This is a genomic window from Neobacillus sp. SRL179, from assembly GCF_984799095.1.
The window spans coordinates 2,289,645-2,308,833 of sequence record NZ_OZ481792.1 but is presented as its reverse complement, the minus strand read 5'-3'; the positions used below and the strand labels follow the sequence as shown (position 1 = coordinate 2,308,833).

The following is a 19,189-nucleotide window of genomic DNA, read 5'->3' as shown; positions in this document are numbered from 1 at the left end:
ACGAAAAAGGATTGACAAATTGGACCCCTATTTTAATTAACTCGAAATCAAAATGTAAATATTATGTTACAGGAATACCGTTGTAGTTAGGTTTTTTAAAGTATAAACTATACATACTTTCTTAGGAGTGATTAAGTGAACACAGTATCGGTGAATAAACTAAAATTCAAGAAAAATTTATCGATGATTGAGCAATACTCAATCAAAAATTTACTCTTCCATTGGGTTGGTAGACCAACAGAGGGATTAGATGATTTTCTACCACTCGATTACACAGACGATGTCTTTGCTAAGCTGGAGGCAAAACAGGAAACAGCATTCCATATTAATGGGGATGAACATTTTAGATATGCGACAATAACAGAAGATAATCAATTTGTAATAGGTGTTTTAGATTCAAATAAGGAGTTAAAGCATAATATCATTTCTCTGGATGAGGTTGTTAGATAAGCACTTTCTGGTGCTTATTTAATAACATTCTCTAGCTACTTTTGTATTCTTTCCGATAGCGATTTCACTTAAATCTTCAGTATAGTATAAAAGTTTCTTCAAACCTCCTGATTACATTAACTTCAAAACACACCATCTATCAGAAGGTTGGGATTAAGGCTCAGGAACTATATGGTAGTAAATTAAGGAAATGAGTTACAGTGTCACTGATACATAGAACATATTAATGATTTATTATTATTTAGGTAGCCCCTTTATTTTTTGTAATTTTTTCTACTGTTTTACATATGTACACGCACCGATACAGCTCTCATAAATAAACCATCATTGGAGTTTATCTCCTTAAAAAATCAACGTATCGAAATCAATAAATCCTTTTTGGAACATATGTCCATTTCTTCTTCAACTATCCTGCCTCTTTAGTTGAACAAGGACTTTTAACTGGATGGAGTAATAATTCATTCCTCTTTTTGGAAAACTACTTGTAAAAGGAGGTTTTTAAAATGAAGAGAATAGTTTCAGTGGCTTTATTAGCAATGATGACTACAATTTTTGCTCTTAATATTCAAATGGTAAAGGCAGCACAAAATGATGAACCTTGGAGCAAGTATCCAGATAACTCTGCAAAGAGTTTTAAGGACGTTGAATCGTTTTATATGTCGCTTGATAGAAAGCAATATACTGAATTTAAAAATGCGAAACTGAATATCCGAGAAAAAACTTATTTTAAGGACATTAATAGTGTTCTTTCTCGTGCGGATCAATATGGAAAATCCAGGGTCGGCGGTGATGGTTATCACCCAAATAGGCAAGTTTATGTTTTTATGACGATTTCTCTAGAGGGGAAAAGGTGGCAGGCCATTTTTGACGCGGAATTAGAAAGAAAAATTTTCGAAGGACGAGATCATCAATGAGTGGAAAAAGCAACTCTATAAATAGGGTTGCTTTTTTAAAGGGGGTACTTATTACCACTAATATGTTGCTTAAAACGGATTAAACTCAAAAATGGAAGCCGTTTTTTTTGTAGAACATAAAAAAAACAGGTTATTTGATCATTATCCTATTTTTGAGGAGTTCCACACTAGACCGATAGAGTCGGTCTTTTTATATGATTTGTCCAACTAACGCCCCTGTTTGTTTAAGCACACTTCTTCACATATTTTAGATTATACTTCAAGAATACTGTCGAGTAAATTGAACAAGAAAAAGAGCTGCCGCATCAGCCTTTTCTTTCATTTGAAGATGTTCCAAAACTTACCTTTCTCTTTCTTTTCTCTTAACTCAATTAATCCATATGGGTTATAGGATAAATTATCTTGGTCGTATCTTGAATCATTCATTTTAGCAATTTTCATTACAGCTGTATCTTTTCCAATGCTAAATGTTTCTCCATCTTTAATTGAAGGTCTTTCAACCAAGCTGTATAGATTAAAATTATTTATTAGATCAGCAGCGTCTTCCGGAGATAACTGAGACGAAGTAATTACATCTGGAAGACCAAAAACCAGCATACCACAAGAATAGTATAAATTTCCTTCCCCAATTAAAGTTACAAAATGGGTATATAAAGGGAAATATTCAAGGTTATTTTGAAGTTCTAACCAATCCTCTTTAGAATGGGCTAAACCGGAATTCTCTATTTTAACGGCTATGCCACCGGCTTCGAGTAATCCAACACCTAAATCCACCACATTTTTAACATCCTGAATATCCTTTACATCTGTAATCACATATAGGGTATAGGTATGGTTATCTAATTCAACTAAAACTTCTTTCGATATAGATCCCCTACTAGCATATTTGAACGATTCACTAAGATTAGAATCGTATTCATAGACTTCAACCTGAAATCCTATACTTTTTTGAGCATTATGAATGATATTCCCCGCCATTAAATATCCTCCACTTTTCGAAGCAACGGCTTGAATAATTTCAGTTCGGCTCTTCCAATTCCCAGGAATTCCTATTACAATTTTGGTTTTCTCCATAAAAAGACACTCCCTATTTAATTCCTAAAATAAATCGATTAATCCTTCTTCAAGTAAACTGCTTCGTTAGCTCAACAAGAAAAAGCTCACTGGAATGACAGACGGGTCTTCCGCAAAGCCGTTTGTTTAAGTATAATATTTCACATACTTTAAGCTAAAAACCTTCTTGTTAAAAACATAAAAAAATTTATTTCCCTTTGTCTTTCCTTGGAAAGTATATAAATATTCCTAATAAACCAGTAAGTAACATCAATATATCGGAAGGAAGTCCGCCTAAAGAATATGACCAATCAGTAGAAAAAAGTTCCCAACTATAATAGATAGTAATAATAAAAAAAACAGAAAGAACCAACAATCTCCACATCCATTCTTTCTTCATATTCCACCTCAATTCTATTAAAAGGTCATAGTTTATTTTCTATTAGATAAATATTTCGTTTTTCTAACTATATCCTTTTTCACTAGCACAAAAAACCAAGTTGCTAAAATAGGAGTTTCATTTATTACATTGCATTTTTTATAATTTTATTTGGAGCAACCAAAATAAAGCTATAGTCGAAACGACTGTTATAACGAGGTACATAACTATACCTTTATCTTCAGCATCATAAAATAATTTAACCCTTCGTAAATTGGGACGTTGTCCGTTTTTAGAGATAAAAAATAATATTGCAGCTACCAACACAGTTAAGATGAAAAAATAAATATATATTCCGATAAAATCGCACTTACAAAAAACACCAATTTGCTACATTACCTACTATTTCGACGTAATTCCTCTATATCCCTTGTTCAACTAACCTGCATCGTTACTTCATAAGAAAAAAGCATTACCGTTGATCCAGTAATGCACCCGAGAGTTTAAGAAGAATATTATTTTATCTGATAAAATAATCCTTTAGCCAACTTTTTTAATCGTACCCATACCCACTCCGGGGTTGCTGACCTCTTTGCGTAGCTTATTTAGTCCGTCCATTTTTTTTGATTAGGTAGTCTTTTATAAAAAAAATATAAATTAACCCTAAAATCAGGATTGTAGTTTTATATAAAATATTCTTATCTAAAGGTGTAAATAGTGTTAGAAAACCAATGGTTAAAAGAATTTTTATAATAAGGTCTACTCTCTTTTTCAAGCATTTGTACCCCTTTCGTCGGTTCTTTTTAAAGTAAAGCTCCCGTTATCAATAACGAAAATAAATTCATTTTACCTTATCGGTCTTTTTGACCAAATATTATAAATCACCCCAGCTATCCCTGGAGGAATTATTATTAGATATTTTAAATGTTGAGGTAATGTAAAATATAGAATGGCTGAAATAATTATCGCTGGGACATATAAAACTAAATACTTTTTAATCAATAAAAACCACCGCCTTTTTAATACAACCAAATTACCCAATACTTGCTGATATTCCCATAAAAAAAGGGCGTAAAAAATCTATATTTCCCTAATAATATAATACAACTCTCTTTTTCCATCGTATTTAAGTTCTTCGATATCCATATCTGCCATCAACGCTAGTTTAGTTTTATCTGGTCCCAGATAAAAATTAAATTTTTTTCTGGATATCGTTTGAATTTCATCCTTAACCGAAGGAATACTATGATTTGAACTCATTGCAAAAGCACCTCTTGAACCAACTAGGTTCCAAGTAAAAGCACCATTTTTGTCTACATTAATATTTGCAATTGCAATTGAATCACTTAAATTAGCGTTTGAAAAAATAATAAATTGTTCCCCACCAACCTGAATTTCATCAATGATATCATCTTTGGTAATTCCTTCGTCTTGTAGCCCATATTCAACAGCACTTTTATACTTTAAAAATGTTTTATTTGCTTGAGATGTTTTATTTGTTTGACAACCTACTAGAGTAATGACCATTAAAATTAACAAATAAAATTTTTTCAATCCAATCCCCCTTTTATTAACAATTTTACCAAAAATATTTAAGTCTAGCTCTAATAAAAGCCAATATTCCGAAATAATAGTTTGTAACGCTCTTTTAAGTAAAGTGCATTTACAAGCAATCTATATTCCTTTTAAACTCCTTCTTCCACTAACCTGCTACGTTCGTACAACAAGAAAAAGGCCGCAGAAAATAGCAGCCTTTCTTCACTTTTGTGTTATATGTTTATATAGCCTTTTTTACTCACCTACTAGTCCGTCACCATCTCGATCGTCCATATATTTATAGAGCCATGAATCGCGCGTAATTGGCATTTTAAAGCCAGCAGCTTTTGCTTCAGCGATCGTAACTTGTCCATTATGATTGGTATCCACCTTACTAATATCTTCATTACTACTTACCGTTTCATTTGCTGGTACATTGTCTGTTTTCGCTGGCGTACTGCTCGTATCTGTCGTTTTCCCTAAATTTTTGTTCACTTCATCTGGGTTTACATTGTCAAATTCATCTGTGATGGATCTGCCCTGAATTTTGTATGTGAATTTATAATGGTTTGGAATTTGCGTCTGAGTATTTGGATATTGAATCACTGCAACGAAATCAGTACAACCTCCTGCATCTCGAATCACTTTTTCCATATAAGCTTGATCGCCGTGCCTATTGAGAATACTGTCTTGAGGTGTAATGTTATATGCGTTAGATACTCCCCCAAGTGAATCAGCAATTACATGCCCTTCATCTAACGTTGGGCTCTCTGTGCCGGGAACCTTCGCTTCATCAGAATAGTATCTCCCAGAAGATGAAACATGTTCAGTATTCGGATTTTGGAGTGTTATATTTTTTGCCTCAACACGAATTAGTTGTCCGTATTCATTTGTAAAGGCCCAATATTCCCTGTCGCCAAATCCGACATCAACTCTGACATTCGGCTTTCTATATCCTGACATATCTCCGCCATCTACTTCGATTAATGTATATTTACTGTAGTCAAAATCACCATTAACACTTGTTGTGGTTGGTGTGCTAGTGGCAGGAACGCTTGGACTAGTTACATCATCAGGTATACTTTTTTTGCTTTCAACAGTGGCTGCGTTCTTTTTGGTTACTTCTTGAGTTTTATTTATTTTGGTTTCTATATTATTTTGTTGTGTGCAACCAGTAAATAAAACAAGTAGTGAAAGGAGTAATAAAATAATCCCCCATGATTTTTGAAACCATTTTTGTAGCATAATGCACCTCTTTTTATAACTGAATTAGAATTATTTTACAATATCTAGATAATATAATCTTAGAAGGATTTGTAAGTAATAGCTAAGAAAAAAATCTGTCATTGTAGAAATACCAAAATACTATTATACTCCTAAAATACTTCAAGTAACGAATAAATTTATATAAGTTAAATTTATTTTCACCATATGATAATTCTTAATGTTATTAACCTATTCTTGGTAAAACTTCTTATTCCATTAAACTGCCAGTTAGAATTCCTGTAGAAAGCTAATTATCAACTTTGAAATAAATTAGGTCCCTCAGTAAGATATGAGTATAGACACCACTCTAAATCAAAACCTTAAGGAGGAACCCTAAGTGAGTGTTCGAGAGATAATCGTATCTAACTGAGGGAACACAATAAGAAAATGGGATCGCCGCAGCCATCCCATTCTTTAACTCTTGCACCCGTTTGTTTAAGTACATTTTTCACAAAGTTACTATTTATTAATAACAATTGATAATTTATAACTCACATAATTACTTAATTCCAACAAAAATTCATCTAATATTTCATTGGATGGAAATTTGCATTCGAGAAGATAACAACTTTCTCCACTGACTTTGTAGTTGTTAATGACGTATTGAGCTTGTTGTTTAATGAACGACAAATACGGTTGATGATTAGTGTTTCTTGAAAAAATATGTATAAGGGCGTGAACGAGAAACCCCATTTTTATTTGATTAACTTTAAGAGTGTACCCTTCAATAATCCCGCTGTCCTCTAATTTCGCCACTCTAGCTGAAGTAGCTGGTCCTGTTAAATGGACTTTCTCACCTAACTCTTTCATCGTTATCCGACTATTCTTGGAAAGTTCATCTAGAATAAGCCGATCCGTGTTATCTAACATTTTTTTAACTCCTTTCATAAATAAAGTAAAACGAGCAAAACACTTTATTTAATCTATGTATCGGTCAATGGGTCATAGTATAGAATATACATTGTTCAAAGCTAATTTTAAAGAAAAGGAGTTACTTAAAATGAATATACAACTAATTCGAAACGCTACGCTTGTTGTTCAATATGCAGATAAAAAGTTCTTAATAGATCCAATGTTATCAGAAAAGGGAAGTCTTCCTCCTTTTGGAACTGGAGTAGGTTTACCCCCTGCACCAAGAGAAGACCAAAATAATCCTTTAGTAAGCTTACCAACATCCATTGATAATATTATATCTAATATTGATGCTGTCATTGTCACTCATCTGCATCCTGACCATTGGGATAATGCTGCTATAGAAGCGTTGCCAAAAGAAATTAAACTATTTTCCCAAAATGAAGAAGATGCGACAGTCATTCGAAACGCAGGTTTCAAAAATGTAGAGGTTTTAAAGGAAGATACTGTCTTTGAAGGTATAGAATTAATTAAAACAAAAGGCGAGCATGGCAGAGGCGAAATCTTACAACATGCTGGTCAAGTGTGTGGCGTTGTCTTCAAACATACAAATGAAAAAACTTTATATGTAGCTGGAGACACGGTATGGTATGATGCTGTTCAAGATGTAATAGAAACAAATAAACCAGAAATTATTGTTGTAAATGGCGGAGATAATCAATTCCTAGTAGGCGGTTCTCTGGTAATGGATAAAGATGACATTTATGAAGTTTATAAGGCTGCACCTAATGCAAAAATTATTTCTGTTCATATGGAAGCAGTTAATCATTGGACATTATCAAGAGATGAATTAAAAGGATTTATTAATGAAAAAGGAATCTCCGATAATGTTTTAATACCAGATGATGGAGAATCCTACTCATTTTAAGGGTAAAAACGACCAGATTTCTTAATTTATCTTCGGCATGCTTAACATGTTCCTTTATTTATAAATTCTTAATATCAATTAAATTGCTCTGATTAATAGATCAGAGCTTTTGTATTTGTAGTTCAAAATAAAAAAGAGATTTTTAAAAACCCATTGACATACTATAGGGGGGTATAGTAAGGTGTTGTTGTCAGGGGAAAGTATGGTTCATGATTGTTCCCTTCCTGAAGGAAGAAAGATTCAAGTTATTTTTTTAAGCAAAAGTATACTATACTAGGGTATGCTATATTTCTATGCGAATTGGAGGAGATTGTTTTATGTCGACGGGTTCACAGACACTTACACAAGCAGATCCTAAGCGTTGGAAAGCACTTGCTTTGTTAGGTTTTGCAAATTTCATGGTTATGATGGATAGTGCAATTATACAAGTTGCCCTTCCATCTATCAAAGAAACTCTAGGTTATTCACAAGAAAATTTACAATGGGTAATGACTGCTTTTCTTATATTCTTTGGTGGTCTTCTGTTATTAGGAGGAAGGTTGAGCGATTTATTCGGGCATCGTCGCATTTTTATGTGGGGATTTTCAATTTTAACCGTGGCTTCCCTTCTTGCAGGAGTGGCTTGGGACGATGTAGTGCTTAACATCGCACGGGCAGTTCAAGGTGCTGGTTCCGCATTGATTGCACCTGCGGCTCTTTCTATTGTCATGATTCTGTTTGCTACGAATCCGAAAGAACTAAGTAAAGCTCTTGCTTTATGGGGACTCTCAGGGGCAGCAGGTGGTTCAATCGGTATCGTTCTCGGTGGTATCCTTACAGAATTTTTAAGCTGGAGATGGGCGTTGTTAATCTATGTTCCTATCGGTATTATCATTTTGCTTTTGTCGCCAAGACTATTACAAAAAGGAAAGCGTATGAGTGGACGCATTGATTATTCTGGAGCCATCTCCGTTACAACTGCATTAGTTTTATTGGTTTATGGTGTCGCAAACGCAGAGCACAGTGGTTGGGGGTCATTATCAACAGTATGGTCATTATCCGTTGGAACTTTGTTGTTTATCATTTTTATTATAATCCAGGTTATGAAAAAAGAACCACTTGTCCCACTTCGTATATTTAAGACTCGAAACTTGTCTATCGGTAACGTTTCGCTCGTCTTGTTATCAATCGCATGGGTTCCGATTATTTATTTCCTTGTATTGTATTTACAACAGGTATTGAAATTTGCTCCTTTCTCTGCAGCAATGGCTTTATTACCTGCACCAATACTCATGGCAGTATTCGTTGTTGCCGTAGCTGGAAAGGCAATGGAGAAATTCGGATTGAAGATTACTATGGTTGTCGGGTTCCTTATACTCGGCAGTTCAGGACTATTGTTCTCCCTAAACACATCAGTTAATGGAAACTATTGGACGAGTGTACTATTGGCTTTATTATTAGCTGCTCTGGGCAATGCCCTTGCTTATCTGCCAGCTACCACTGCTGCAGTATCTAATGCTAAACCAGAAGAGTCAGGTCTTGCATCTGGGTTGTATAACACTACTTACCAGATTGGCTCAGCATTGGGACTAGCCATCATGGTTGCAATTGCTGGGGCGGCAACTGCCTCTAGTGACGCCGGAGACCCCATTGTCGCTTTAAATGAAGGTTTTCAACAAGCATTTTTATGGTCTGGTATAGCTGGGTTTATAGGTGCTGTATTGGCACTTTTGTTCGTCCGTTCACAAGAACTAGAAGGATCAAACAAATAGCCACACGATGATGTAATGAGCTTTTTTGTATCCAAGAATCGTTTTGTAATGATTTGTTTGTTCTTGATTCTATAATTAATATGGCTGACGTTTTTATACGTCAGCTTTTTTTGTGAAATAACAGAACCCCTTATTGAGCTAAACTGTTTCGTTAGCACAATAAGAAAATGGGATCGCCGCAGCTATCCCATTCTTTAACTCTTGCACCTTTTAGTGTAAGTACAACACTTCACAATCTTTTAATTAAAAAAGGTTGTAATCTTTAAATTTTCCCTGACATTCTAACAACTTTACCAGTCATCTCAGTTTTAATCTGCTTCATTCCATTTTTAGCATAAAATGCAATGGCTTGTTTATTCGTTGGAGAAACACGAAGATGGTATTCACTAACATTATTGTTTTTAAAGAATGTAATAGCATAGTGGTTTAAATGGGAACCTAAACCCATCCCTCGTTTTCCAGGGATAAGGTAATACAGATTGACATAGCCAATTTCTTTTCCTTCATATTCCTTTATAGTTAGTTCGAGTTGACCGATTGGTACATTGTTTTCAACAACTAAAACAAAGCCTTTAGGGTTTTTTGAAGACTGTTGTTGCAACCAATCGAGATACTGATTATCATCCCCAAAATCTTTATCTGTCCCAAAACTAACAAAGAAAGAATCTCTACGAAAAGGAATAACATACTCCTTGTGTTTGCTACTATCAATTGGCAAAAACTCCATTAGTTCTAAATTGCTGAACAATACCTACCATGGTTGGATACTTTTGAATATGCTCTGCATAGCATGATTGAAAGTCTTTGCCCTTAAAAAACAAAATTTTTATTAGGGGAAATTTAGAAATACAAAAACACTTAGGGAAGCCTATTATTCTTTTATATCTAATCCAGATAAATTTAAAGAAAGTTCATCTAATACTAAAAATACACAACCAAAAACGGTTCTGTAATCGATATATTCCCCTTTAACTTCAACATTTACCTCAATAATATTCCTTTTATTATGTATGTATTTTTCTTCAAATTCCTTAAAACTAATACTTGTAACAGATGCACTAATTTCCTCTAAGGATTTTTTTAGCTCTCTTTCAAATATTGAATTATTAAAGTTTTCGCTGAAGAAAATTCGAATAGTAAATTTCATTTCAACTCCTCCTTCTACCTGTGATGTGCTAAATCTTCCTTACTTAACCTTTTTTCGAATAACTTGTGTATTTTTTATCCCATTTAATTTATTCAACCAAACTGTACCGTAGAGAATAAAAAAGCGATCCTCTAAGTATCGCCCATTTCACATTATCGCACCCGTTTGTGAACAAAATAAGTTTATTTCTTTCAACTTCTGTCCACTGTTGACTTTGAATTAACTATTAGCCTTTACTAACAAGGTAAAGGGATCTTCAATGAGAAAAATACTACGGTTTTTCTTTCTGTTTTCGTTTTTGTCTTTCTTCCATTCGGATTAGCTGGAATCCATTCTTCTTCCATTAACCTGCACCGTTACAAAAAAAATGACTTTCTTTTTAATGGAAGCAAAGTATCAAAAGTTTAAGTACTTCTCACCCTCCTTTTTGTTTCGCAGCCTGTGTTAACGGTACCGCTCTTCCTTAAATGGATTTGCAGTCATCGAATAGCCAAGCTCTTCCCAAAAACCAGCCTCGTCTTCTTTCATAAACCCAATCCCTGATACCCACTTTGAGCCTTTCCATAGGTAAAATACTTCTGGTGGAATAAACCTTAGTGGATAACCATGTTTTGGATCAATATCTTGCCAATCATGATCTTTATCCTTCCAACGGTATACAAACAAAGAATCTTCCCCTAATAAAGGCTCTAGCGGCAGGTTTGCAGAATAACCAAATCTGTCCCCATTTGAGTAACCGTAAATTTTAATGTATTTTACATCTTCATTAATTTCAACAAATTTCAAAAACTCTCTAAGTGCAATTCCTTCAAAAGTTGTATCAAATTTAGACCAAGTGGTAACACAATGCATGTTAACATTTGATATCGTCTTTGGAAGCTCCATGATTTCCTTATAGGATAAGAACTTTTCTTCCTTCACCTCTCCAAAAAGTCTGAAATTCCATGTGACTTCATTAAACTGGGGAACATCCCCTCTGTGCAGTATTGGCCATTTTTCTGTTTCGAATTGGCCAGGTGGAAGCTGCTTTTTCATCATACACCATCCCTTTTTCATCTTAAACGTTAATTAAATTATAGTGCTTTATATATTATCCTTCAAAATAATGAAAGCATACTGTAGGAAAATCCGTTATTTGAGAACCACTAAAATTTAATTAGTATTATACGAATTGTATGCGAGGAATGCTGCCGTTACTTCAATAAGAAAAAGGACCGCAACTGTTAGGTTCCTTCTTAACCTCTTGCACCCGTTACTTTAAGTGTAATTTTTTACAAACTTTATTACATCTTAACATTTGTATCCAATCATATAGCTTTCTAAGCAATTTGTGGTGAATTTTCCTATACATAGTTTTATGTGATTTCAAAACAAATAGCTTTAAACCAATAAAAAATGAGTGTCATTTACGAATTGACACTCATTTAATTTACATTCATATTTTTAATGTTTGTGATAGGGAACAGAACAAGTTACCATAATAAGAGCTCTTCTTTTTTATGCTATGATATGTACTAAGTAATAAGAAAAGCAAAAAAGTCCTAAACAACCAACATTTAATGCCATTACTGCGAAAGACCATATAAGCGTTACATTTCTTTCTTTTTTAAATCTTATTATGAAATATAAGGAGACGGCAATCCCCATAATAAACGGGACTACCCAAATCCCATTTAGAAGTACATTACTAATTCCGTTGAATAAAAACAATCCAAAGTAAGCAACGCCTATTACGAATAATCCATAAAGTATTGATTTCAATTGAATTACCCTCCTATTCCTATTATCCATATTTTAACACAAGGATAATATTCGGGTCTATTACTCGTTAAATCAATTCTTTTAATTTAGGCTGAAACTCTTCCTCCCCGTTTGTTCAATAAGAAAGAGCTGCCGCGAAAGCCACTCCTTCTATAAGGATGCCTGGTTCAAGCAGCTAACTTTAAGGACTGTCCGCTTTAATTGAAGAACTACTTTTTATTATTAGGTGAATAGTCAATAGAATTAGCTATTTCAACTAAAGTTTGAGGAGTCACTTTATCCGAAATTCTTTTATCTATACTCAGCAAATACTGCCAATTATCTTTTTCAAATATAAGAAGATTAGACGTGCGAGTTACAATATAAGTCGTCTTGTTCCCATCCTCTAGCTTATATGTTTTTATTGCATCTCTATTATTTATAGATATTCCATACTTTGCAGGACGAACATTTATTTTATAATGATTTTTGGATGATTTATCACTTATAAACATAACCTCCAGAGTATCATTTAAATCACCATCTAAATCACTAAACCTCCCAAAAATATGAGTAAAAGCCACGGGTGGTACTCTAAATGGTAATCTCAATTTTCGTTTATAATGCTGTTCAAATGCCTTTAAAGATTCGTCAACCGATTGAAAACCTATATCAAAAAGGGTTTCCTCATAAGTTGGAGATTTATTATTTGAAGCTGCAAACACTGTCCCAATCTTAGAAGAAACTAAAACACAAGAAATAATTAACATAATACAAATGTTTTTTTTCATACACACCCCAAAATTTCGAGTTTTAAGGTTAGTTTCCCCGAACATAAAAAAATATGTATGAACCTGATTCATTCTTTTCTACAACAAACCTGCTCCGTTAGTGCAACAATATGGGTAGTAAAAAAGGACCAACGCATCTACGTTGACCCCTTTTTGTTATTCTTTTCTTATTTTTAACATTGAATTAGCATTTGTTTGAAATTCATATGGTACATTCACTTCTTCAAATGTACAGCCATTGTCAGCCAGATAACTTATTAATTTATCTAAATGCTCATATCTTTTTCCCTCTAAATCAACTAAAGGGAAAATACGAACTTCCTCTTTCGTAACCCTCAATAATTCATTTAGTGTTTCGATGTGAAATTGATAATCTAATCTATCTGCATACATAAATAGAAAATGTGCAGAGAGAAGAAGATCAAATTCTGCATTCTTAAAAGGCAAAGAAGGTAAAGTGACATGGACGTATCTTTCATTGGATTCCCACATATCGTTAGCACAAGCTTGTAAGGCACTTAAACGATGTTTTCTAAGACCTTCTATATCATTGAAATAATCCCATTTATAATTGTTTTGGGCTTTTTGCATATGTTCCATCGCGTGTTCAATATCCTGGAGACCTTTATTTTTTAGGTCTTCACCCGAATGGTAATACGCAATATCGCAAGCTGTTACATCTAAACCCAATTTGTTACCAACAGCAGTAAATGAACAAGCACTTGCTGGACAATCGAGTATTTTCTTTCCTTGCAGTTCTTCCTCTGAAAGCGAGAACATATCAAAATACTCTTCAAAAGTCCTCCCAATAAAAACAATTCGTTCTAAATCTAACTTTATACTCTGCTCAACTCTGCTCAACTAAACTCACCTCTTCTAAAAGATTACACTCATATTATCATATTGAATTGGTATGATAACCTTTTTTACTTATCTTATTACACTAAACTCCGTAGCTCAAAGAGAAAAAGCTGCCTTAATGACAGCTCTAGTCTTTAACTCAAGCACCCGTTAGCTGAAAAACCATTAACTTAAATCAACTAACATTTCCTCGATGTATTCCTTCAAATCCGTTTTGATTTCTTCCACCGAATCATCCATTAGTTCGCCAATTATCTTGCTGCCAGGGATGTTTTTTGAAATTAGCAATCCTAAGAAATAACAGTCACATTCCCAAATTCTAATCATATGAAAATCAATAAGTTCATCACTTTCATCTGTTTCATCGGTAACTCCAATCGAAACGGTAGAAAGGTATCTAGGTTGAAAAGGATCATCTCCGTCTTTATCCAATCCAGCGTCGAATTTTAATTTTTTTTCGCAAAAACAGTTTTATATTCTCTTAACAACTCTTCTATATAATCTTTTAATGTTTTTTCAATTGTTTTAATCTTTTGCTTTAGTTCTCCATCGAAATCCCTTTGATGATATTTCATATACAAATCACTTCTCTTTGATTAGGATAAATTAAAAATTCGCTAAACTATAATAAAATCCTTGTTCAACTCACCCGTTATTGGAACAAAAAAAAGAGCCGCAGCTACGACTCTTTATTTCACTAAAGCCCCCGTTACTTTAAGTAAAAATCTTCACAATCTTTTTTTACCTTAACAAAATCTAATCCCTTGATGTGTAGGGGCATATCAAAAAGACGCCTTCTTACTAAAGAAAAGCGCCCGATTGTTGAAGATCTTTAATGCTTTCACTTGTTAAACTAACGTATCCGCTTTTTCAAGAATACTTATTCACTAATTAACTATTACCTAGCTTTGTGGAATAAGAAAACCACTGATTTTATGAACACTTTAATCCTACAATAAGAACTCAATAAAATATTATAAAGGATAAACTATTTATGAAGAATGTTCCCTAAATGGTCATATTGATAACAAAATCAATTTTATAAGAGTGAGGGTTTTAATTATAACTGTATCCTTGCATTGGAGTTAGCTCAAAGGTTTATTATAGTTTATATAAGTAAGGAGGAATATTCGATGAATATCAAAAAAGCAGCTGAGATGTTTGATTTAAGTGTTGATACACTCCGATATTATGAACGAGTAGGTGTTATCCCACCTGTTCACCGAAATGCAAGTGGATATCGTGACTATACGACGAAGGATTTGAATTGGATTTATTTAGCTAAAAATTTGCGTAATGCCGGATTATCGGTTGAATCCTTAATTGAGTTTGCCCAGTTGGCCCAATTACGAGAAACGCAAAATGTAGAAGAAGCTCAAAAACAGATTTTATTTGATCAGTTGGAGGAGCTGGATAAAAAGTTAGCCGTAATGCAGGAAGTTAGGGATTTACTAGTTTATAAAATTGAAACTTATGATGAGCATCTCGCAAAATTCAAGACAGGTGTAATGGCACCTGATAAAGTTGAAAAATTGTGGGAACGAAAAAAATAAAACTTTTTCCTTGCCATGGACTTAACTCCAAGGTTTAGGATAGGTAATATAATCAAAGCTAGAGGAGGAAAACAACATGCAAACAATCAAATTAAACAATGGTGTGGAAATACCACAATTAGGGTTTGGAGTTTACCAAATTCCATTGGATGAAACAGCTGAAGCAGTTTATCAAGCAATCAAAGCAGGATATCGTTTGATCGACACGGCTTCTATTTATGGAAATGAAAAAGAAACGGGTGAAGGTATCAAACGAGCAATTGACGAAGGGCTTGTTAAACGTGAAGAACTTTTTGTAACCTCTAAGTTGTTTATTTTACAAGCACCGGAATCTAAAGCAACTGAGACGATTGAACACTCACTTGATACTATGGGGCTAGACTATCTTGATCTTTATCTTATTCACCAACCTTATGGCGATGTTTATGGAGCATGGAGAGCCATGGTTACAGCGCAAGAAGCAGGTAAATTGCGTGCAATTGGTATTTCAAATTTCAAATCAGCTAAGATGATTGAATTTGTTGGACTGAATGAAGTGAAGCCTCAAATCAATCAAATTGAAGTGAACCCTTGGAATCAGAGAATTGAAGATCAAAAATGGCATGAAAAATATGGTGTACAAGTAGAAGCTTGGGCTCCATTTGCAGAAGGACGTCACGATCTATTCACAAATCCTGTATTAGCAGAAATCGGAGAACAATATGGCAAAACTGTTGGACAAGTCGTGCTTCGCTGGTTAATGCAACGAGGAATTGTTGCATTGGCTAAATCTGTTCGTCCAGAACGAATGGCTGAAAACATTGATATCTTTAATTTTGAACTTTCAAAAGAAGATATTGAAAAAATAGCTGCTTTAGATATGAAAGAATCAGCTTTCTTTGATCATGATGCGCCACAACAAGTTGAATGGTTCATGAATCGCATGTTGGACACAGAAAAATGATGAAAAATATCCTTATCATTGGTGCAGGCGGTCAAATTCCAGAAGTGCTGATACCACTTTTACAAGAACAAGCTGATCTGAAACTAACATTGTTTGGTCGTCATGCAACTAGTCTACCCTATCCGAATGTAACAAAGATTTCTGGTGATGCGGGGAATGTATCAGATTTGGTGAATGCCATGCAAAACCAAGAGATTGTTTATATGAATTTTGACAATAAAAAAATTACAGAAACAGTCATTGAGGCAATGCATAAAATTGGCGTTAAGCGTATCATTCAAGCAGGTGTATTAAGTGTATACGGCGAAGTTGCGGAACCTTTTGCCACATGGAATAGTCGAATGATGGGCGGATCGGTTGCTCATAACCGCGGAGTAGAATCACTTGAAGCAAGTGATTTAGATTACACTTATATGCGGATGACTTGGTTATATAATGGCAATCGAAAGGATTATGTCGCAAGCCCAAAAGGAGAACCATTTTTAGGCGTTCAAATTACTAGACATGCAATTGCTCAATTTGTTATCGATAATATTACAGGCAAACGAAACGATATCCGAGCAAGTATCGGCTTATGGGAACCTGGATCAGAAAATAAATCAAAACCTGATTTTTATTGATTTAATCGGTGTATGATGTAAATCAATCAGCAGAATGAATAGAATAAACTGTGACATAGTCCATTATTTGTACTATGTCACAGCCTTTTTATGGATGAAAAGTACTGTACAAAGGTGGAGATTTAGATAATTAAGAAGAATGCTATTTTCTTGCTAATAACAGTTATATGCGTCATTATCGTTGGTTTCATTATTCTACCAAAAACAATAAATCAGAATGAAAAGGAAGGAGCAACCATAAAAAATTCAAAAACATTGATTGTCTATTATTCAAGGACGGGGAATACTAAGGCAGTTGCTGAACTTATCCAAGAAAAAGTTGGTGGAGATCTCGTACAAATTGAAACAAAAGAGTCAAGACCAACGGATTACAGAATGGAAGTAGAACAAAATGCGCAAGAACAAGAGAGTGCTACCCTACCAGAATTAAAAACAATCATTACTAATTTTGAGAACTATGATCGTATTTTTATCGGAGCGCCCACATGGAACATGGCTTTGCCTCAAGCGGTAGTTTCATTTTTAGATAGTTATAATTTTGAGGGGAAAACGGTGATTCCATTTAACACGAATGGCGGTTACGGTTCTGGTTCAACCTTTAGTCAGATAAATGCTGGTGCTAAAGGAGCGAAAATTCTAGAAGGATATATTGTAAAGGGCGGAGAAGAAACTAACGGTATCATGCTTGCAATTAAAGGTAAAAATAAAGCTGAGGTATCAAAGGAAATAGATACTTGGCTAGAAAGAATTAAACAATTAAAGAAATAGAAAGAAGTTAGAAAAGTTGAATAAAGAAAAATTTGGAATCATCTTACCGATTACATTACTATCCTACTTTTTGATATTAATGGATAACTCAATCATTTTTACCAGCTCAGTACAGATAGGAGAAAGCCTGGGCTTATCTGCCGCAGCACTTTCATGGGTATCAAGTGCGTATACGCTCACGTTCGGAGGCTTCTTACTTCTAAGTGGACGGCTTTCTGATTTGCTGGGAAGAAAACGTATTTTTTTGTTTGGGCTTCTCATTTTTGGGATCAGTTCACTAATCATTGGTCTATCAACAACAGCTGAGATGGTGATTGCTATGCGTGCCATTCAAGGGTTTGGCAGCTCGATTATTGCACCTACAACCCTCGCATTAATCATGGATGCGTATCAGAACAATATGAGACAGCGTGCTATTTCTTATTATGGCGCAACAGCAGGAATTGGTTCGAGTGTCGGTTTATTAGTTGGCGGTGGGTTGACTAGCTTGATTTCTTGGCGAGCTGGTTTCCTGATAAATATACCATTCACTCTTCTTCTGTTTTTCTTAACATTAAGGTACGTAGAAAATTCAGAACGACGAAAAGAAAGAATTGATTATCTAGGTAGTTTATTATCAATCATAGGATTAATTGGTATCATATATGGATTTACAGAAAGTAAAAGTATATTCGTCATTGCCGGTATGATTATCTTAGGCTTATTCATTTTCTGGGAACGAAACGTTCCACATCCCATTTTGCCATTATCACTCTTTAAAAATAAGATACGATCCGGTGCATATGCTGCACGGCTTTTATTTATGATGGCAATGTTGCCATTTTGGTTCTTTTTACCGCAAATGATGCAGAGTCAATATGGCTTTTCGGCCTTACAATCGGGTCTGGCATTTTTACCTCTGACTATCGTCAATTTTATCATAGCCATGCAATTACCACGATTAACCGCTAAATTTGGAAATAGCAAAGTTTTACTTGTTGGTGAGATAATATTAGTGGCTGGGTTAATTTTACTTGCTTTCTCTAACCCAGCCAATGGTTATTGGCGTACTATTCTCATTCCTATGGTAATACTAGGTTTGGGGCAAGGACTGATTTTAGCACCGGTCACCTCAGCAGGCGTTCATGAAGCGCCAACTGAACTGGCTGGTATTGCGAGCGGCGTTACAAATACCATGCATCAAATTGGCGGGCCAATCGGCTTATCTTTAATTGTCTCGGCTACTAATGATTTTTCTATTGAAATCTGGTTAATGACGTTATTTACACTCGCTTCTATACTGGTGGTTGCTATTTTTGTGAATGAAAAGAAATATTGATTACTTCTGAACAGAGCAAAAATGATTAATTTAATGATAAACAAAATAAATCCCTGTCTATCTTTATCTTGGCAGGGATTTATTTTTTAAAAATCTTTGACATTGACAAATAAATATACAGTGATTAAAACTATTAGCCATATGACAAAAAGATGAACTAATATTTCACTCCAATAGGTCCCGCCTAACATTAGTACCCCCTCTTCTCAAACCTTATTCATAATCTAAACAACATAATGTTAACATATTGGTTATTATATGGATAATTCTTATTAACCTTCCAGTTGTAGCTTTAGAACAAAGTTTGAGCAAAAGTATA

Annotated in this window: 22 protein-coding genes; 9 read left to right on the top strand and 13 right to left on the bottom strand. The window is 34.3% G+C overall.

Features of this window, described 5'->3' with window-relative positions; translation table 11 throughout:
* Window positions 1-135 precede the first annotated feature (135 nt).
* Both AC4E8C_RS11460 and AC4E8C_RS11455 read left to right on the top strand, forming a co-directional pair.
* Window positions 136-450 carry a hypothetical protein gene (locus AC4E8C_RS11460; RefSeq protein WP_490212229.1) on the top strand — a complete coding sequence of 105 codons (315 nt, stop codon included), beginning with the start codon at window positions 136-138 and terminating at the stop codon, window positions 448-450.
* 503 nt (window positions 451-953) lie between these two features.
* Entirely contained in the window at window positions 954-1,364 is a 411-nt protein-coding gene (locus AC4E8C_RS11455; protein WP_490212228.1) for a hypothetical protein, read from the top strand.
* A gap of 318 nt (window positions 1,365-1,682) precedes the next feature.
* Here the strand turns inward: AC4E8C_RS11455 and AC4E8C_RS11450 are convergent, their stop codons facing one another.
* The 5 genes from AC4E8C_RS11450 to AC4E8C_RS11430 all read right to left on the bottom strand — a co-directional run bounded on the left by AC4E8C_RS11450 (window position 1,683) and on the right by AC4E8C_RS11430 (window position 6,468).
* A complete protein-coding gene (locus AC4E8C_RS11450; protein WP_490212227.1) occupies window positions 1,683-2,438 on the bottom strand; it encodes a DUF4261 domain-containing protein in 756 nt (251 codons plus the stop codon).
* Between the two features lie 187 nt (window positions 2,439-2,625).
* Window positions 2,626-2,817, bottom strand: coding sequence for a hypothetical protein (locus AC4E8C_RS11445; protein ID WP_490212226.1), 192 nt, complete (start codon window positions 2,815-2,817; stop codon window positions 2,626-2,628).
* 1,059 nt (window positions 2,818-3,876) lie between these two features.
* Entirely contained in the window at window positions 3,877-4,350 is a 474-nt protein-coding gene (locus tag AC4E8C_RS11440; RefSeq protein WP_490212225.1) for a putative periplasmic lipoprotein, read from the bottom strand.
* 237 nt (window positions 4,351-4,587) lie between these two features.
* Window positions 4,588-5,577, bottom strand: coding sequence for a DNA/RNA non-specific endonuclease (locus AC4E8C_RS11435; protein ID WP_490212224.1), 990 nt, complete (start codon window positions 5,575-5,577; stop codon window positions 4,588-4,590).
* 480 nt (window positions 5,578-6,057) lie between these two features.
* Window positions 6,058-6,468, bottom strand: coding sequence for an Lrp/AsnC family transcriptional regulator (locus AC4E8C_RS11430; RefSeq protein ID WP_490212223.1), 411 nt, complete (start codon window positions 6,466-6,468; stop codon window positions 6,058-6,060).
* A 130-nt stretch (window positions 6,469-6,598) separates the two neighbouring features.
* Here AC4E8C_RS11430 and AC4E8C_RS11425 point away from each other — a divergent pair, with 130 nt between their 5' ends.
* A complete protein-coding gene (locus AC4E8C_RS11425; protein ID WP_490212222.1) occupies window positions 6,599-7,378 on the top strand; it encodes an MBL fold metallo-hydrolase in 780 nt (259 codons plus the stop codon).
* 317 nt (window positions 7,379-7,695) lie between these two features.
* Window positions 7,696-9,129, top strand: coding sequence for an MFS transporter (locus AC4E8C_RS11420; RefSeq protein ID WP_490212221.1), 1,434 nt, complete (start codon window positions 7,696-7,698; stop codon window positions 9,127-9,129).
* 262 nt (window positions 9,130-9,391) lie between these two features.
* On the opposite strand, the gene AC4E8C_RS11415 is transcribed toward AC4E8C_RS11420, so the two are convergent.
* The 8 genes from AC4E8C_RS11415 to AC4E8C_RS11380 form a co-directional block, all read right to left on the bottom strand.
* Complete coding sequence (locus AC4E8C_RS11415; RefSeq protein ID WP_490212220.1) at window positions 9,392-9,856, bottom strand: GNAT family N-acetyltransferase; 465 nt, start codon at window positions 9,854-9,856, stop codon at window positions 9,392-9,394.
* A 144-nt stretch (window positions 9,857-10,000) separates the two neighbouring features.
* A complete protein-coding gene (locus AC4E8C_RS11410) occupies window positions 10,001-10,276 on the bottom strand; it encodes a hypothetical protein (protein WP_490212219.1) in 276 nt (91 codons plus the stop codon).
* Between the two features lie 444 nt (window positions 10,277-10,720).
* The gene (locus tag AC4E8C_RS11405) at window positions 10,721-11,311 is read right to left on the bottom strand and encodes a molybdopterin-dependent oxidoreductase (protein ID WP_490212530.1); all 591 of its coding nucleotides are present in this window, start codon (window positions 11,309-11,311) and stop codon (window positions 10,721-10,723) included.
* Between the two features lie 462 nt (window positions 11,312-11,773).
* Window positions 11,774-12,037: a hypothetical protein gene (locus AC4E8C_RS11400; protein ID WP_490212218.1), complete on the bottom strand. Its 264-nt coding sequence runs from the start codon at window positions 12,035-12,037 to the stop codon at window positions 11,774-11,776.
* A 209-nt stretch (window positions 12,038-12,246) separates the two neighbouring features.
* A complete protein-coding gene (locus AC4E8C_RS11395; protein WP_490212217.1) occupies window positions 12,247-12,807 on the bottom strand; it encodes a hypothetical protein in 561 nt (186 codons plus the stop codon).
* 156 nt (window positions 12,808-12,963) lie between these two features.
* A complete protein-coding gene (locus tag AC4E8C_RS11390) occupies window positions 12,964-13,668 on the bottom strand; it encodes an SAM-dependent methyltransferase (protein ID WP_490212216.1) in 705 nt (234 codons plus the stop codon).
* 165 nt (window positions 13,669-13,833) lie between these two features.
* Entirely contained in the window at window positions 13,834-14,100 is a 267-nt protein-coding gene (locus AC4E8C_RS11385; RefSeq protein WP_490212215.1) for a hypothetical protein, read from the bottom strand.
* 14 nt (window positions 14,101-14,114) lie between these two features.
* Window positions 14,115-14,243, bottom strand: a complete 129-nt coding sequence (locus AC4E8C_RS11380) for a hypothetical protein (protein ID WP_490212214.1) — start codon at window positions 14,241-14,243, stop codon at window positions 14,115-14,117.
* A 558-nt stretch (window positions 14,244-14,801) separates the two neighbouring features.
* Between AC4E8C_RS11380 and AC4E8C_RS11375 the strand changes: the two genes are divergently transcribed.
* The 5 genes from AC4E8C_RS11375 to AC4E8C_RS11355 all read left to right on the top strand — a co-directional run bounded on the left by AC4E8C_RS11375 (window position 14,802) and on the right by AC4E8C_RS11355 (window position 18,870).
* Window positions 14,802-15,221 carry a MerR family transcriptional regulator gene (locus AC4E8C_RS11375; RefSeq protein ID WP_490212213.1) on the top strand — a complete coding sequence of 140 codons (420 nt, stop codon included), beginning with the start codon at window positions 14,802-14,804 and terminating at the stop codon, window positions 15,219-15,221.
* 76 nt (window positions 15,222-15,297) lie between these two features.
* Entirely contained in the window at window positions 15,298-16,164 is an 867-nt protein-coding gene (locus AC4E8C_RS11370; protein ID WP_490212212.1) for an aldo/keto reductase, read from the top strand.
* Complete coding sequence (locus AC4E8C_RS11365) at window positions 16,161-16,784, top strand: NAD(P)H-binding protein (RefSeq protein ID WP_490212211.1); 624 nt, start codon at window positions 16,161-16,163, stop codon at window positions 16,782-16,784. Before AC4E8C_RS11370 ends, AC4E8C_RS11365 begins: the two co-directional genes overlap by 4 nt.
* A 150-nt stretch (window positions 16,785-16,934) precedes the next feature.
* Entirely contained in the window at window positions 16,935-17,552 is a 618-nt protein-coding gene (locus AC4E8C_RS11360; RefSeq protein ID WP_490212210.1) for a flavodoxin, read from the top strand.
* Window positions 17,553-17,568: 16 nt separating this feature from the next.
* Window positions 17,569-18,870, top strand: a complete 1,302-nt coding sequence (locus AC4E8C_RS11355; RefSeq protein WP_490212209.1) for an MFS transporter — start codon at window positions 17,569-17,571, stop codon at window positions 18,868-18,870.
* Window positions 18,871-19,189: the final 319 nt, after the last annotated feature.